The following is a 16,600-nucleotide window of genomic DNA, read 5'->3' as shown; positions in this document are numbered from 1 at the left end:
GTAAGAGTATTCTAAATAAGCATTTTACGTCAATTAAACTCACAAAAACTTGATGGAAGTCTTAGTTTAGAATAAGTGAATAAATGCAATTAACCATCTAAAATTAGAGCTTATTTTGCTACTTTAGTGATTTAAGTCAACTAAATCGATATGAAACTCGCTGGATTCACTTAACTCTGTCGAGTTAATCACATCTTACCAGTCTATTTCAGCAGTTTTATTATAGATTATGAATAAAATATGCCACTAAATTACACAATAACATGTTTCACTTTTTAAATTTTTTTAAATTTGACATTCCATTTGGCTTAGTTTCACCCATTATCCTGAGGTTTGTGTGTATTTAGGCTCGACTTATGGGGTTAATTCTGGCTAACTTTGAAGGCAGTTGTTTTTAAGAGAGGTAAGCAAGTGAAATACAGATTATGGGTTTTAGGTGCAGGTTTAAGCTTAACAATTGGGCTGAGCTCTGCGGCGCACGCATTTTCTATCCCGCAGCCAGCAGCTGAACTTGCGGCCAGTAAGTTTGTGCATATTCAGGTGACGGCAGAGCAAGGTGATGCCGATGCCCAATTTTTGCTGGGATTAATGTATCTCTCCGGACGTTTTGTGTCGCAAGAAGTGCCGACTGGATTGCACTGGATCTCACTTGCCGCCGAACAACAGCATGAAAAAGCGCAGCAAACCTTAGCGGATCTGTCATTTGAAGGCCAATTGATCAAGCGTGACTTGTCAGTCGCTGAGCATTGGTATAAAGCGTTGAGTGAGCAGGGCAGTCGTTGGGCTCAATTCCGTTTAGGCTTTATTTATGCGTCTGGCGGTGACGGTGTGCAGCGCAACTGCGGTAAAGCGGTCGAGCAATTTTCCCAAGTGGGTGATGATGTTGCTTTGGGCAATGTGGCGTGGATTTTAGCAACTTGTCCCGAAGCAGAATATCGTGATGGCAATAAAGCGGTCGAGTTGTCCTTAAAATTACTCAAAGTGAATGAAAACGATCCTACAAATCTTGATAATTTAGCCGCGGCTTATGCGGAGTTAGGCGATTTTGGTGCTGCTATTTCGACGCAGCAGAAAGCGATCGAAGCGTTGAAAATGAATGCTGAAATGACTAAGACTGATGAGTTTATGCTGCGGTTACAAACCTACGAGCAAAAGCGTGCCTATCGCGAAACCTTACGTTTACTCGAATAGGGCTTTCTTCATCATCGCTCTCTAGTTAACTGCTATTTTTATTTTAGTATTGATTAATGCATTGATTCATAAATTGAAAAATAAAGCCTGAGTGGATACTCGGGCTTTTTGTTTTTGATTTAAGGTTAACCGAGTGTCCAAGAATTTAGGATGTGATATTCGACACCCGTGCTTGTGCTTTTTGAATGGTATAAATGCAAATTATCGGGCATTAACGTCAGCGTATTCATACCTTTGAGTTGCAATAAAGCCGACTCATCTAGTGTCCATTGTTTTGCTTTTCTAAATAAACTGATGTGCGGGCAAAAGCTGTGCTCACTTCGATGTAATTGCAGTCGGTCGGCAATTTCTTGCGTCTGTTTAGCTAATTGCACTAACGACGGCTCAATATCATCGCCTTTCAAGCAACATACTTGCGCATTAGGCCATACATCGAGCTGGTTAAGCCGAACGCTAAATCTTGGCTTCACTAAGCGGTCAACCGCATCAAGGAGGGCGATTTTTTGCTCGTTGTTAGCTTGACCCATAAAGCAGAGCGTTAAATGCAGATTGCTGACACTCACCGCTTTTGCCTCAGGATTAAGGTGGCATATCAATTGCTGCTGCAATTCACTTAGATATACCCTTTGACTATCTGTGGGAGCGAAGCCGAGGAATAGCCTTTGTTGCATCGGTTTATCATCCTTTTGGAGGGCTTAATATGGATTATCTTAGCGAGCACTTTGACGTTAAGCGCATTTGAGCGTTAATCTAGCTGTTGAATTTATCAGCTAATTTGTGACTCAAGCAGACGTTTAATTCACTGTGAGCCTATACTTAATGCACGTCGATAATACCTTAAATGGATTTTTAGGTAAGGAAGAGACTTTTCATGTCAGTAGGTTTAGCTAATCCACTCCAACAGGCTTTGGTCAGTATTTTTAGTGAATCCCCGCTAGAAACCTTAGAGCAGAATGTTGACAGAGCGCTTGAGACTATTACTTTGCAACTGCATTGTGACGGGGTATTTGTATTAACCGGAAGCCAGTCACTGGATCGTTTACGCACGCGTAATCTGTATTTAAAACCTCAATTTGCCCAAGGCCAACAAACCCGAGTCTGGCCCTTGGCACGAATGCCATTTTTTCGCTCTCTTGTCCGTACTCCGCGTCTATTAAATCTGGCTGATGTGAATACCTTGCCTGCCGATGCTCAGGCTGAGCGAGCTTTATTAAGGGATTGGGACGTCAAGAGTCTATTAGTATTGCCGCCAGTCGTGTTTGGCGAAACTCGTATTGCCTTGGGGGCTGTCAATTGCTCAGAATGTTGTGAATGGAGCGAAGAGTTTATAAGTGAGTTTAATCATGCCGCTGTGATGATTGGCTCTGCGATGGAATTGACGCGTATTGCTTTGAGCATGCTTGCCAGTGAACATAAATACTGTGAAGTATTCAACCAGTTGCCCTTAGCTTGCGCCTTGTTAGATAAGCATGATCAATTGACTATGCTGAATAAAGTCGCTCTGCAAACCCTGCCAATTCAACATGGCTATGATTTATTCGACATGGTGCGTGAGGAAGAACACGCCATGCTAACCGATACCTTACATGTGGTACGAGAAGGCGTGCTCGGCCAAGCTTGGTGTGAATTACCTTTAAAATCAATTCATCAATTAACTTGGTTGAAACTGAGTTTTAGCCAGATTAGCGGCGATAAAGATACTTTAGTCATGATTGCCGAAGATGTCAGTGAAAAGTACCGCTTAGCCGATGAGTTATCCTTCCATGCCAATTATGATGCACTTACGGGTTTACCTAATCGGCTACATTTTGAAGCCCTATTAGAAAACCTACTACACGCCCACGACGATATGCCTATTTGCGTGGCGTTTCTCGATTTAGACCAATTCCAAGTCATTAACAATATCAGTGGCCACCAGGCGGGCGATAAACTGCTTTGCCAAGTCGCATTACGTTTGAAACAGCTCGTACGTAAAGGCGATATTGTTGCCCGTTTAGGGGGCGATGAGTTTGGTATCCTGATGCATTACTGCAATGTGGACTCTGCGAAACAGATTGCTAAGCGGATTTGTACCCAGTTAGCAAATCATGAGTTTATTTGGGAAAGTCGTAGTCACAATGTCAGTGTTAGTATGGGGATTGCTAGACTAGATAAAAAATCTGCCGATATTTATACCGTCATGAGTCAAGCTGACGCTGCTTGTCGATTGGCGAAGGATCAAGGCCGAAATGGCTGGCATTTATACAGTGCGAGCGATCCTAAAATGAACCGTCTCTACACCGAGATGATGGCCTCTGTTGATATCGTCGGCGCACTCGCGTTAAACCAATTCGAGCTTTATTTTCAAAGCATAGTGCCGTTAAACCGCGAGGAAACTGGCTTACATTTAGAGATCCTACTGCGTATGGTGCAGACTAACGGCACTATAGTGTCTCCTGCTATCTTCTTACCCGCCGCCGAGCGATACAACTTGGCTTCTAAGGTTGATCTTTGGGTGATCGATAATTTGCTCAAGTGGGGTGGTAGTCATTTAGATATTTGGCAGCAATTGGATCTTGTGTCTGTGAATCTGTCGGCAACCTCTTTGGGCGACCATGAGTTTATGAATTGGCTAGAAATGCGTTTGATGGCCGAACCTGAGCTGGTGGATAAGCTTTGCATCGAGATCACAGAAACCGCGGCTGTGAGTCAGCTTGATCAAGCCACAAAGTTACTCGAGATACTTCGTCCGCTCAATTGTAAATTAGCCCTCGATGATTTTGGTGCAGGCTTTTCTAGCTTTGCTTACCTTAAGCGCCTCAATGTGGATTTTGTAAAGGTTGATGGCCAATTTGTCGTCAATATTTGCCAAGACTCTGCGGATCAGGCGATCGTAAAATCCATCTGCCAACTTGGTCAAGATATGGGGTTTGATGTGGTTGCTGAATTTGTCGAATCCCAAGAAATAGGGTGGAAATTGCAAGCCTTAGGCGTCGACTATGCTCAAGGTTACGCCATCAATAAACCGATACGCTTAGCTGAACTACAGTCAGGGCTCAGTCAACCTTGGCTCGAAAAGCGTGAGATTTTTGCTCCCTATCCACAGCTTTAATCTTGGGCATGGCAACCTTGAGCTGTTACTTATGTCAGCACTGACTTGATAATGTTTGCTGCGAAATGGTACTCAAAGCCGATTGTTAGTACACTGACGCCCTGTGTTGGCCGCTGATGTCTTTTTCTTGAACTCTCTACCTATTCATAGCTTATTAGCACCGCTGCGCGCGGCTTTTTCTCGTCACGCCCAAGTGGTCCTCGAGGCACCGACAGGTGCGGGTAAATCAACGGCGTTACCTTTGGCTATGTTGGATTGGCCAGAAATCAGCGGACGTATTTTAATGCTCGAACCGCGGCGTGTCGCGGCGCGTAGTGTGGCGCACTATATTGCCAGCTGTCGCCAGCAAAAGGTGGGACAAGAAGTCGGCTATCGCGTCCGCGGTGAAGCTAAAATCAGTGCCAATACCCGTTTAGAAATTGTCACCGAAGGCATACTGACGCGAATGATCCAACAAGATCCCGAGTTAACTGGGATTGGAATGATCATCTTCGATGAAATTCATGAACGTCACCTCACCACTGATTTAGGTCTTGCCCTAGCGCTCGAAGTGCAAGCTTCACTGCGGGACGATTTAAAGATATTAGCTATGTCAGCGACTCTATCTGGTCTTGCCTTAGCTGAACTCATGCCAGAAGCGGTGACCTTGCACAGCGAAGGCCGGAGTTTTCCTGTCGACATCGAATATCGCCCTGTGCCAACTCAGCAGCATTGGATCGATCACCTCGGCCGCTGCGTGCTCGAACTGGTCTCGGCCAGCAGCAGTGCCAGTGTTGATAAAACGGCTGCCAATAATGCCGTGCTCGTGTTTTTACCCGGTAAAGGGGAGATCTTACGATTACAGCAGTTTTTGCGCGAGCGTTTAGCGGACGATGCCTTTTTGATTTGCCCTCTTTATGGCGAACTTTCAGGTGCCGAGCAAGATAGCGCGATTGCGGTAACCACGGACGGCAGGCGTAAAATCGTGCTAGCGACTAACGTGGCGGAATCGAGCTTAACCATTGAAGGCATAGGTTTTGTCATCGACAGTGGCTATAAACGACAAGCGAGTTTTAACCCTAAAACCGGCGTCACCCGCTTAGGCTTAAAACGCATTAGCCAAGCTTCGGCAACTCAGCGCAGTGGCCGCGCCGGACGTTTGTCTGCGGGCGTGTGCGTGCGTTTGTGGAGCCAAGAAGAACATGGTCGCATGCTCATGGCCGATGAACCCGAGATCAGCCAAGCGGATCTGGTGGCTATGGCCCACGATTGTGCTTACTGGGGCGCAAAATCCTTTAGCGACTTGATGTTGTTAACGCCGCCACCAAGTGTGCATGAGGCGCTGGCGTGGAAACTGTTACAAGATTTAGGCATGGTCGATGCTCAAAATAAACTCACTCCCCACGGTAAAGCGGCCTACGAGCTAGGGTGTCACCCAAGGCTTGCTCATATGTTATTGGGCGCAAAAAGTTTGGGCGCAAACAATGGGGGAGTCAATAATGCTAACGAACAAGCAACGCAATTGGGCAGTTTGGCCTGCTTGTTGTCGGGGGTTTTAGAGGCGCGTGGTTTGCCTAAAAAGGGCGCCGATATCATGAATTACCTGCACTTTGCCTGTCATGGACAAGCTGGGCAACAGGCAAAACAGTGGCAGAAAAAGCTAGGATTAGCAGCGGATTTGTCTAAGATAGCGACCCATGCACACCACAGCGATGTGGGGTTGTTATTAGCACTTGCGTATCCGGATCGTATTGCTAAAGCCCGCGGTGTTGAGGGCTACCAATTAGCCAATGGTACTGGCGTCGTGCTCGCAGCCGATGATGCATTGGCGCAAACGCCGTGGATGGTGGTGGCGGATTTTCAAGAAACTGAAGGCAGAAACGCTGGGCGGATTTACTTAGCGAGTCAGCTTCAGCCAAGCTTGTTCGACGGCGAGCTAAAAGGTTTGCTGGACATTCATGAGATTTGTGGCTGGGATGAAGCTAAAGGTCGAGTGATTGCGCAGCGCCAATACAAGGTCGGACAAATTTTAGTAAAAACCGAGACGATTGCTAAGCCTGAACGTAAGCAAATTGTCGCGGCCTTACTGGGCTATATTCGCCAGCAAGGATTACAAATCCTCAATTGGAACGCTAACTTAGAACAGTTTCAATACAGGCTCAAACTGGCAACTGAGTTTGACGTGGGCAGTGACTGGCCCAAGGTTGATGATGAAGCATTATTAGCGAGCCTAGAAACTTGGCTGGCGCCTTACCTCGAAAATGTGAATAATCTGCCGCAATTAGTTAAGCTCGATTGCTTTGGTTTTGTGGCAAACTGTTTGAGCTGGCAGCAGAAACAGCGACTTGACGAGTTATTGCCAACTTCCTGGCCGTTAGTCACCGGTACCTCTGCGCCAATAGCATACGACGAGTCTGGGCGTGCGCTACTGCGTGTACGTCTGCAAGAAACCTTTGGCATGGCGCAGAGTCCTATGTTGGCGCAGGGTAAACTAAAGGTGACGATGGAATTACTCTCTCCGGCCCAGCGCCCATTGGCTTTGACGGCGGATTTAGCCAGTTTTTGGCAGGGACCTTATGTGGAAGTGAAAAAGGAAATGCGCGGTCGATATCCAAAACATCTGTGGCCAGACGATCCTGTGAATACACTGCCGACAAAATTTACCAAGAAGAAAACCTTGGGTTTAGCTCAGCCCTAGCACCACGCCGATGGTTTTATAACATTTTGTTATGAAACACTTTGATTCGCACCACGTTAGCTTTGTGCCTATGGCTGATGTCTTTAAATGCATGAATGATGAAGTAGATATGACAACTAAGACGACAAAAAAATCACCCGCTTCCCGTCGGGCTAATCATGGCCGCGGTTTATTTCGACGAATTTGGTCTATCAGTTGGAAATTAGGCTTGGCTGGATTAGCTGTAGTGACTTTTTACAGTATTTATCTTGATCAAATTATTGCGCAAAAATTTGAAGGCCAAAAATGGCATTTGCCCGCGCAGGTGTTTAGCCGCTCTATGGCGCTGTACCCCGGTGCGGCAGTCAGCCATCCGCAAATGATGGCTGAGCTTAAGTTGCTCGGCTATCGCAAAGTCGCTAACCCACGCCAAGTGGGAGAGTTTTCGGCATCGAGCACTCGTATTGAATTGTGGCGTCGACCGTTTTTGCATCCTGAAGGCGATCAAGTCGAACAAAGAGTCATGATCAGTTTCGACAGCAATGGCATCAGTTCGGTCACTCGAGTCTCAGACAAGCGTCAACTCGCCGTATTCCACCTTGAGCCAGTATTGCTCGACCGTATTATTACTGGCGATGGTGAAGATAGGCTGTTTGTGCCGACCGAAGAAATGCCAAAGTCGATCGTGCAGGCGTTACTGCTGGTGGAAGATCGTAGTTTTTATGAACACCATGGTGTGAATCCATTCGCGATTGCGCGCGCGGCTTTTGTGAACATCAGCGCCGGTCGCACTGTGCAAGGGGGCTCGACGTTAACTCAGCAGTTAGCGAAAAACTTTTTCCTTTCGAGTGAGCGTTCCTTGCTGCGTAAGGTTCGCGAAGCCTTGATGGCAGTGATTATAGATTTCCGTTACAGCAAAGACGAAATCCTCGAAGCGTATCTTAACGAAGTGTACATGGGGCAGGATAAATCCCGCGCCGTCCATGGTATGGGTTTGGCCTCACGTTTCTATTTCGGCCGTCCTATCAGTGAGTTGACTATTTCCCAGCAGGCATTCTTAGTGGCTGCGATTAAGGGACCGTCTTACTACAATCCATGGAAATATCCGGATCGTATTCAAGAACGCCGTGATCTAGTATTGCGTTTGTTAATGGATGCGGGGGATTTAACCACGGCGGAGTACAAGGTGGCGGTAGAGTCACCCTTAGGGATCCGTAATCTCAATAAACCAGCACATCAAAAATTGCCTTCCTTCTTCGCCTTGGTAAAACAGGAAGTGAACGAGCGTTATGGCGATGCGCTATTGAAGCAATCTGGGGTGAAAATCTATACCACGCTCGATCCTATGGCCCAAGAAGCCGCCGAAATTGCGGTGACTCAAACCCTCAAGAGTTTAGATAAGAGCAATAAATCATTGCAGATTGGTATGGTCGTGACCGACAAATACACTGGCGGTATTGCGGCTATGGTCGGCGATAAAACCCCAGGATTTGATGGCTTTAACCGCGCGGTTGAAATTCGTCGTCCTATTGGTTCGTTAATTAAGCCTTTTGTGTATGCTACGGCTCTGGCACCTAATAGCCAATTTACCTTAGCGACACCTCTTAAAGATCAACCTATTACCTTAAAAAGCGAGCAAGGTAAGACATGGTCACCACAAAACTTTGATAAGAAGTTCAGTGGTCAGGTGCCTTTGTTAACGGCATTGAAAAAGTCGATGAACGTACCGACGGTAAACCTTGGGATTGCTGTGGGTGTGGATGCGGTTGCAACAACATTGGCTAAATCGGGTTGGCAGGAGCCGTTAAACGAGTATCCCTCCATGTTACTCGGCGCCGTCAATGGCTCGCCATTAATGGTAGCGCAAGTGTACCAAACCTTAGCTGATAGCGGTGTTTACCGTAAGTTAACCACAGTGACCGCTGTGCTAGATTCTGATAAGAACCCATTGCCAGTGACGCGATTGCCTAAAGAGCAAGCTATAGCACCTGAGACAGATTTCTTAATTCAATTTGCTATGCAGCAAGTGGTAAATACGGGAACGGCGACGCGTTTAGGTAATGCTTTCCCTGGCGTTGGACTTGCGGGTAAGACTGGCACCAGTAACGACAGCCGCGACTCTTGGTTTGCGGGCTTTGATGAGCGTAATGTCGCCGCCATTTGGGTTGGGCGTGACGATAACGGCAAAACCAGTTTGTATGGTAGCAGTGGCGCCATGGCCGTTTATCTTGCCTTCTTAAAGGAACGTCCACCTATTAGTCTGCGCTCAATCCCTGTGAACGGCGTAGTGAAGGGCTTTTTTGACCGAGATACAGGTGTGGCTAAGGAATCCACTTGCAGCAATGTCGATGCGCTTCCGGCATTAGCTGCGACCTATCGTCCAGTGAATAACTGCGGCGACCCTTTGCAGTGGTGGCAGAAAATTTTCTAGGTTAATAGGGTCGATAATGGGCCAATAACGCACTTATGCGTTGGATATAAAACCTTTTAGTCAGTAGAACCTGTGCCGATGGAAGTGGTGTGATCGAGGGCAAACTCGGGGCGCCAATCTTCCCTTTGCACGGGACGTTAATCCAAAGTGAGAAATGACATGTTTAAAACCGCTGCCGCTGTGCATATTTTAGTGAAACACAAAGAACAGGCTGAGGATATTGTTAAGCAGCTGAATAATGGTGCTAATTTTGCTGTGCTCGCTAAGCGTTTTTCCTCTTGCCCCTCGGCCAAAAAAGGCGGCGATTTAGGCGAGTTCAAAAAAGGCCAAATGGTGCCACAGTTCGATAAGGTTGCATTTTCAGGTGAATTACTGGTGCCACATATAGTGAAAACTAAGTTTGGCTGGCATGTGGTTAAAGTGTTGTATCGCACTTAATACCCCAGTAATAAGCGCATCTTCACCGAACGTTATTTTCGACTAATCAAATAGATTGGAAGATTAGGGAGCGATCAGTATGAAATTTAGTTTTAACACCGAAGATGCAAGCCAAGTTTGCGTAGGGGCTTTTGCCCTTGCGGTCCCCGTTGCATTTTCTGAGGAAGCGTGGCATCTCGGTGAGACTTTACCTTTATTGAATATCGGTATGCTTTTTAGTTTATCGCTGCTCTTTCTTGGGGGATTCACCTATCACAGCGTGTTCCAACAGAATATTGCTTCCCGCGTTCCTGTGTTTATTTTTCGTATCGTGGTGGCGTATTTGCTCACTGCCCTTGTGGTTTTCCTCGTGCTGCTTTGCCTCGATAAAGTGCCCTTTTTTGAGGACCCACTAACCTCTATAAAACGGATCATAGTGATCACTATGCCAGCCTCTATGGGCGCTATTGTTGTGGATAGTTTTGATAAGGAATGACACTGTTTCGCTAAATCTCATGACTTTTGTCACTGGTTGATTGCGTTTGTCTTGCGCATACTTATTTCCATGTTCTGACTTTGACATTGATTAAGCGTCATAAGCAGATCTAAATGTTGAGCTTGATAACGATAACGCCAATAGATAAAGGAAATGACTATGAACACTGGTGCCCTCGCTTTACTTATCCCAATATTTGCAATTGTTGGCGGATATGTGGTCGCTATAATGAAAATTCGCAACAAACAAGGTGTGTCGACTCGTGAGCAAGTGGCAGAAAACCAAGCTTTTCAGACCGAGTTAGCCATCCATCGTCAGCGTATCGAAGTGCTAGAGCAGTTAGCCACTGACGATGGTTTTCAGTTAAAGCGTGAATTTAAAAAGGTCTAATGATTTATTTCTTGGCTTATCGGTGGCTAGGCAATACTTACGTTTTAGATGTTATTTGTTATGACAAGGTATTGCTCGCCAAATGAAAAATGATGTTGAGTTATTTTAAATGAGTCACGAGTGATGAAAACGGCCTTATTTAGCTAACATTTCTGCGGCATTATCGGCTGTAATATGTCGCGTCATCTCGCCATACAGGCTCTATCTTGCATAAAATTCCGCCTAATATCTGCAGAATAAACCTGAAACGTCAACAGATCCTGATACCCCTGCCATTTGTTTGGCTTTACAAATGTGGGCAGGGTGTTACTTTGTACGCCTTACGTGGGTCAAGTCATCGGGTGAGTTAAATACCTAATTTAAGGTAGACTCGTGATAATTTTGTTATCCATCCCTGTATTGAGTTATTACAAATAGAGTTTATATGTTTCTAGCGCCTTATTTTTCTAAGCAAAATCAAGCTATTTCCGTTTCAGCACAACAAGCCAGTGACTTCGCGAAGAAAATTGCGCAGGACTTTAATCCTATCCACGATGTGGGGGCAAAACGCTTTTGCGTACCGGGAGATTTACTGTTTGCCCTAGTATTGACTCAATATGGTTTGAGCCAGAGCATGACGTTTAGCTTTGCGGGTATGGTGGGTGATAGCGTCGAACTACAATTCCCTGAACAAGTGAACGAGAGTTTTTCGATTCGCGATAGTCGTGAAAAAACCTATCTTAATGTCAGCCGTCATGGCGATGTGAGTTGTTGCGATGCGCAGACCGAATCCTTTATTCGTCAATATGTTGCTTTCTCTGGGCATAATTTTATCGATATTCTGATCCCTTTGATGAAACAACATCAAGTGATGATCAACCCAGAACGGCCTTTAGTGATTTATGAAAGTATGTCGTTTGACTTAACCACCCTCGATTTTGTGCGAGTGGCCTTATCACTCGTTGGCCAAGATTTAAAAATCGACGGTAAACGTGGCGATGTGACATTGCACTTTGAATTACACAGTGGCGACACTTTAGTTGGCACAGGTATCAAAACCTTAGTGATGAGTGGATTACGTGCTTACGATGAGGTTCTTGTACAGCAAATGCGCGCCACCTATGAAGGTCGTAAAACTGATTATTGATTGACGTAAAAGCAATAGGTTGGCGTTTTGTCTTTTAGATAAAGCGCCATGCAATCTTTGATAGCGCGATTAAATGCTAGCAATTAATTGTTATTGACTGATAGCTGCGACACGATTGCTGAGACGTTTTCCGCGCCGCTACGTATTTCTCCCATCACCAATGTTACCTCCGCTAGCTGTTGTTTTCCTTCCAGTGCAATACCTTCAACTTCGTTCATCATGCTAGTTGCACTTGTGGTGAGTTGTGTATTTTTAGTGACGACGGTGGCAATCTCACTGGTTGATTTACTGGTTCTGGAAGCAAGCTGCCTTACTTCATCGGCGACAACGGCAAAACCTCGGCCTTGTTCCCCCGCTCGTGCGGCCTCAATTGCGGCATTTAATGCCAGTAAATTAGTTTGATCGGCAATCGAACTAATGGTCGCGACTATGGCTTGAATACTTTGAGATTGTTCATTGAGTTGAGTTATCGCCAAGGTCGCTTTATGGGTTTGCTCGGCAATAGCATTAGAGGTATTTACAGTCGCATTGAGTAAATGTACGCCTTGTTCTGCTTGCTCGACGGTACGTTGTGACGTGGTCAGTGCAATATTGGCGGCTTCACGTACAGCGTGGCTTTGCTCGATCCGCTTGCTGATATCGCTCGCAAATTTAATCACTTTAACGACTTTACCTTGCTCATCCATAATAGGATTGTATGCTGCTTCTAACCAAATAGAATCGCCATAAGCATTTTTACGTTCAAAGAGACCGCTGCTATATCGACCTTGCTTTAGATCGTCCCAAAAGTGTGGATTTTGTCGATAAAACTCATCAAAACAGAAAATACGATGGTGTTTACCAATAATCTGCTCTTTGCTAAAGCCCATTGTCTTTAAGAAGTTAGTATTGGCTTTTAAAATCGTGCCATCGGTAGTGAATTCAATAATGGCTTGCGAGCGATTCAAGGCATTAAAAATGGCCGCTTGGTCGTCAAGTTGGTGCTTATCTTGGGTGATATCAGCGGCTGTTTTCATTATTTTAACGACTTTACCTGCCTGTTTTATGGGGAAGTAAGTCGCTCTAAGCCAGATCTCTTGGCCATTTTTATTCACTCGTGCAAAATTGCCTTCCTGTGGATGACCTGCTTTTAGATTGCTCCAAAATTGCTGGTAGGTAGCAGAATTACCATAAGCCGCCGAGCAAAACAGCTTGTGATGTTGGCCTACGACTTCATTAAGTGAATAACCTACCGTTTTTAAAAACAACGCATTAGCATCGAGAATTATTCCATCAGGCGTAAATTCTACTGTGGCAATACTGTGTTTAATCGAGTCGATGATCGACTCCGCCTCTTGGCGTTTACTTTCGCTCACTTCTAGGCTTTTACGTAATGAAGAGTTGAACACTGAGATACTCCTGATGAGTCTAACTGACTCAAAAACTGCAGTTCTTTATTGAAAGCTCGATATTTCGAGCTAGATATACTGATAAATATAGCTGTGATTTTAATATGTGGTTTATTTCTATGAAACGCGTGATCGGGATCTATATACCTAGATTGAGTAAAAAAGATCACAATTCCTCGGTTTATTCGCGAATAGGCATAGCTAGAAAACATTAATGAGGCAATTCGGCTTAATCAGATTGAATTAACGCCAAAGAAAAAGCTGCCAAAGGGCAGCTTCTTAAGTGTCATCTTTGCTCGGCGATTAGCTTAGTTTTTCAATCTTAGCTGGCAGGCCTTGTCTGGCCGAAGCGCCACTTGCCCAATCCACCAGCGGGTAACGGCCGTGGCGACTGGGATCAAACAGATTCAAGTCGTTCATATTGATGCCGACTCGGATCAGCGGATTGGCGGCGATTTTAAGGTTGTCGATCACTACGTCCCGCGCGCCGAGTTCCTTATGGCCATAACCGTGTTCGATAGCGATGCAGTCAGGGTGCACTCCGGCAACACATTCCACTAAGGCAATAACGCTGCCGTTGGGCGTGCTGATCTTGACCGTGTCACCTGTGCTGATCCCAAGGCGAGTGGCGGTTTTTTCGTTCAGGCGCACCGGATTATTAGGGTGTACTTGGCGTAAACGATCCGAGCCAATACTCATAGAACTCATGGTATGGGATTTGTAGCTGCTGATCAGCAATGGCCACTGTGACTTATCAAACGCCTTATCGAGCGGGGTACCATCGGCCAAGGCGGGTTGATATAAGCGCGGACAACCACTCATAAATTCCCCTGTGAGACTGTTACGGCGACTGCCCACTTCGGGATTCCACAGCATCATAGGTTTTGGCCAAACCTTGGTTGGATTCCCCACTTCATCCCGTGCACCGCTCATATTTTCAAAGCGGCCGCCGCGGGCAAATAAGTAGCTGACTTTTTTGACTTCATCTGGCTTGAGTCTGGTATTGAGTTCGGCTTGAATGCGACTCACACCGCTAAGATACATGTCCTCAGCGTTAATATCGGCGACGGCTTTACCCAAATAGGCCACGTTGGCGGCGCCATAGAGTGAGTAATCCGCCGCGCGCGTTAACGGATGTAAACTGCCATCGGCGGCCTTAACGGCATTTTCGCCAAAGCCGGGTAGTTGCAGTTTCATCGCCACTTGGCTTAAGAAAGACTCCATGCACACCACATCACCACTGGCCATTTTTGTGACCCTTGGTTCGACAATCGGCCAGCGACCTGTTGTTTCTTTCGTCAGGGTCCCATGCCAAGAAGGGCTCCAACCCCAAGACTCATACGTTAATGTGTCGGGCACGATATAATCCGATAGCGCCGAGGTTTCGTTAATAAAGCTGTCGATACTGATAAACAGTGGCAGCACTTTGGGATCTTTCAGTTGTTCACCAATGGCTTCACCTAGGCCCGCTTGACCATAAATCGGATTGCCCATGTGGTTAATCCATGCTTTGAGTCGATAGGGATAACCGTGCACCGCCGCCGTTAAATGTTCGCCAAGCAAGGGCGATGAAATCGGAAACCAAGGCTCCTTTGCAGGATAAGGCGATTCGCCCGCTTCGACTTTACGGCGATACTCTGAGGTTTTCTCGTAGGGGAATTTAGATCGCGATAGGAATACGCCCTTAGGCTCGACCATGCCGTCAAACTCCTGCAGATTATACCTTGGGCCTTTACCAAAGGCGGGAAAGGAACCGCCGGAAGCTAATGCGCCACCTTTTAAATTGATGTTACCTATCATGGCGTTGAGCATCATGATTGCCCACGCGCTATAAAAACCATTGGCGCTCATTGTGCCGCCGTGGGAGATCACTGCGGCCTTAGTGCCATGGCTGGTAAATTTATCCGCGAGGGCGATAATTTGCGCCTCGCTGATATCGCACTCCTTGGCATAGTGTGCCATCTCGAAGCTCTGCGCCGCTTCACTTAACAGTTGGAAGCTAGATTTAACCGCAATCGCCCCCTTAGGTGTGTCGACGTTTTGGTCAACGTCGAGCTTAGCTTTCTGACTTTGGCTAGCCAAAACTATCTTGCCACTCGCGGCATCGACAACCAACTGCGAGTCTTGCTCGCCGTAGGCTTTGCCGTCGAAAGGTAAGCCAAGATCGCTGGCAAAGAGATATTGGCCATATCTTGGATGGGTCGATTCGCTGACGATCAAGAAGCCTGCGTTACTAAAACCACGGTAACCTGATGCTTTTGCGGCATCGACATTGGGCGCACTCAAAAACGCGGCGGCGTAGCGCTGGTTATCAATAATCCAGCGCAACATGCCCATAGCGAGTGCCGAGTCGGTGGCGGGGCGGATCGGCAGCCAAGTATTGTTACCCGCGCAAGGTTGATTCGAGGTATTGGGTAGCATGGGCGACACCACCACATAACTGAAATTGGTGTTATTCACCCGCGCGTTAGCCAATTGTCTTGCTTGGCGTTTAAAGGGATTGCCCGATTGCTGCGGTGAAGTGCCGATAAAGAGTAAAAATTCACTATGGTCCCAATCGGGTTTTAAGTGGGCGTATTTTTTCAAATCATCCAATAAAGCGCCCGCTCCAGCACGGTAGGTAAATCCACAGTAAGCGCCGTGGTTGGCAAAGTTGCGCGTGCCAAAGCTGTTGAAGGTGAAGCGTTTGATAATGGCATCGCGGCCTTCATCTGATGCGTTTGAGACCAGTAACTGGTTGGCCTTAGGGCCGTATTCTGGATTATTGGTATCGAGCGGCGTGACGATATCACGAATCGCTCTTAAGCCTTCGACTTGGCCCTCACCAAATAAATTACCACCTTCGACGACTTCATTCAGCAATTGCTCAAAGCTAATGCTCTTCCATTGGCCACTGCCGCGCTTACCCACGCGTTTAAGGCATTGGGTAACGCGGTGTGGGCTATCTAATTGTTCTAGCATGGCATTACCGCGGGCGCAGGCGGTGGAACGTCCTTGCAGCCCTTGTTCTTGAAAGGCGCTAAGCCCAACAAAGGCGGTTTTGATAGGCGTATCGAAATCGATATGTTCCCGCGATGACAACGGATGATAAGGATTACCGCTGATACGGATGATTTTATCGGTTTTTTGATCGATACGAGCGCGCACGCCGCATTTGGTCCAGCAACCTAAGCACATAGTATTGGCTATGCGTTGATCGTCATTGCTGATTAACTGGCCTGACTGTAAATCGACTTTGTATTCAGGTGCTAAGGAATTGCCGTGCAGCGGATCTTGGGTTGGTTTTCCTGAGGTACCATTGACGACACCTTTACCTATTTGCGCTAATGTATGGCTATAACCCGCGGCAAATAATCCCACACCACCCGTTACAGCGGCCCCTTTGATAAAACGACGTTTACTCTTATCCATGAT

Annotated in this window: 11 protein-coding genes; 8 read left to right on the top strand and 3 right to left on the bottom strand. The window is 46.5% G+C overall.

What is annotated here, in order from left to right:
• The first annotated feature begins 411 nt into the window (after positions 1 to 411).
• A complete protein-coding gene (locus L5L97_RS14495; protein WP_105250260.1) occupies positions 412 to 1,191 on the top strand; it encodes a tetratricopeptide repeat protein in 780 nt (259 codons plus the stop codon).
• A gap of 125 nt (positions 1,192 to 1,316) precedes the next feature.
• Here the strand turns inward: L5L97_RS14495 and thpR are convergent, their stop codons facing one another.
• Positions 1,317 to 1,862 (bottom strand): RNA 2',3'-cyclic phosphodiesterase, encoded by a 546-nt coding sequence (gene thpR / locus L5L97_RS14490; protein ID WP_263182523.1) that lies wholly within the window; start codon positions 1,860 to 1,862, stop codon positions 1,317 to 1,319.
• A gap of 200 nt (positions 1,863 to 2,062) precedes the next feature.
• On the opposite strand from thpR, the gene L5L97_RS14485 reads away from it, so the two are divergent.
• From L5L97_RS14485 to L5L97_RS14455, 7 genes are all read left to right on the top strand, one after another.
• Positions 2,063 to 4,282 carry a putative bifunctional diguanylate cyclase/phosphodiesterase gene (locus tag L5L97_RS14485; RefSeq protein ID WP_173496278.1) on the top strand — a complete coding sequence of 740 codons (2,220 nt, stop codon included), beginning with the start codon at positions 2,063 to 2,065 and terminating at the stop codon, positions 4,280 to 4,282.
• A gap of 103 nt (positions 4,283 to 4,385) precedes the next feature.
• Positions 4,386 to 6,959, top strand: coding sequence for an ATP-dependent helicase HrpB (gene hrpB, locus L5L97_RS14480; RefSeq protein ID WP_263182520.1), 2,574 nt, complete (start codon positions 4,386 to 4,388; stop codon positions 6,957 to 6,959).
• Positions 6,960 to 7,050: 91 nt separating this feature from the next.
• The gene (mrcB, locus tag L5L97_RS14475; RefSeq protein WP_168827694.1) at positions 7,051 to 9,369 is read left to right on the top strand and encodes a penicillin-binding protein 1B; all 2,319 of its coding nucleotides are present in this window, start codon (positions 7,051 to 7,053) and stop codon (positions 9,367 to 9,369) included.
• Between the two features lie 159 nt (positions 9,370 to 9,528).
• Entirely contained in the window at positions 9,529 to 9,807 is a 279-nt protein-coding gene (locus tag L5L97_RS14470) for a peptidylprolyl isomerase (RefSeq protein WP_006084190.1), read from the top strand.
• A 79-nt stretch (positions 9,808 to 9,886) separates the two neighbouring features.
• Positions 9,887 to 10,282, top strand: a complete 396-nt coding sequence (locus L5L97_RS14465; protein ID WP_263182518.1) for a DUF2391 family protein — start codon at positions 9,887 to 9,889, stop codon at positions 10,280 to 10,282.
• 159 nt (positions 10,283 to 10,441) lie between these two features.
• Entirely contained in the window at positions 10,442 to 10,672 is a 231-nt protein-coding gene (locus tag L5L97_RS14460) for a hypothetical protein (RefSeq protein WP_263182516.1), read from the top strand.
• Positions 10,673 to 11,096: 424 nt separating this feature from the next.
• Entirely contained in the window at positions 11,097 to 11,798 is a 702-nt protein-coding gene (locus L5L97_RS14455) for a DUF3581 domain-containing protein (RefSeq protein ID WP_263182515.1), read from the top strand.
• Between the two features lie 83 nt (positions 11,799 to 11,881).
• Here the strand turns inward: L5L97_RS14455 and L5L97_RS22890 are convergent, their stop codons facing one another.
• Both L5L97_RS22890 and L5L97_RS14440 read right to left on the bottom strand, forming a co-directional pair.
• Positions 11,882 to 13,186, bottom strand: coding sequence for a PAS domain-containing methyl-accepting chemotaxis protein (locus L5L97_RS22890; RefSeq protein WP_317629537.1), 1,305 nt, complete (start codon positions 13,184 to 13,186; stop codon positions 11,882 to 11,884).
• Between the two features lie 303 nt (positions 13,187 to 13,489).
• Positions 13,490 to 16,597: a tetrathionate reductase subunit A gene (locus L5L97_RS14440; RefSeq protein WP_263182513.1), complete on the bottom strand. Its 3,108-nt coding sequence runs from the start codon at positions 16,595 to 16,597 to the stop codon at positions 13,490 to 13,492.
• Positions 16,598 to 16,600: the final 3 nt, after the last annotated feature.

This window comes from Shewanella sp. SM71 (assembly GCF_025653905.1).
Taxonomy (GTDB): Bacteria; Pseudomonadota; Gammaproteobacteria; order Enterobacterales; family Shewanellaceae; genus Shewanella; species Shewanella oncorhynchi.
This window is presented reverse-complemented; position numbering and strand designations above follow the sequence as displayed.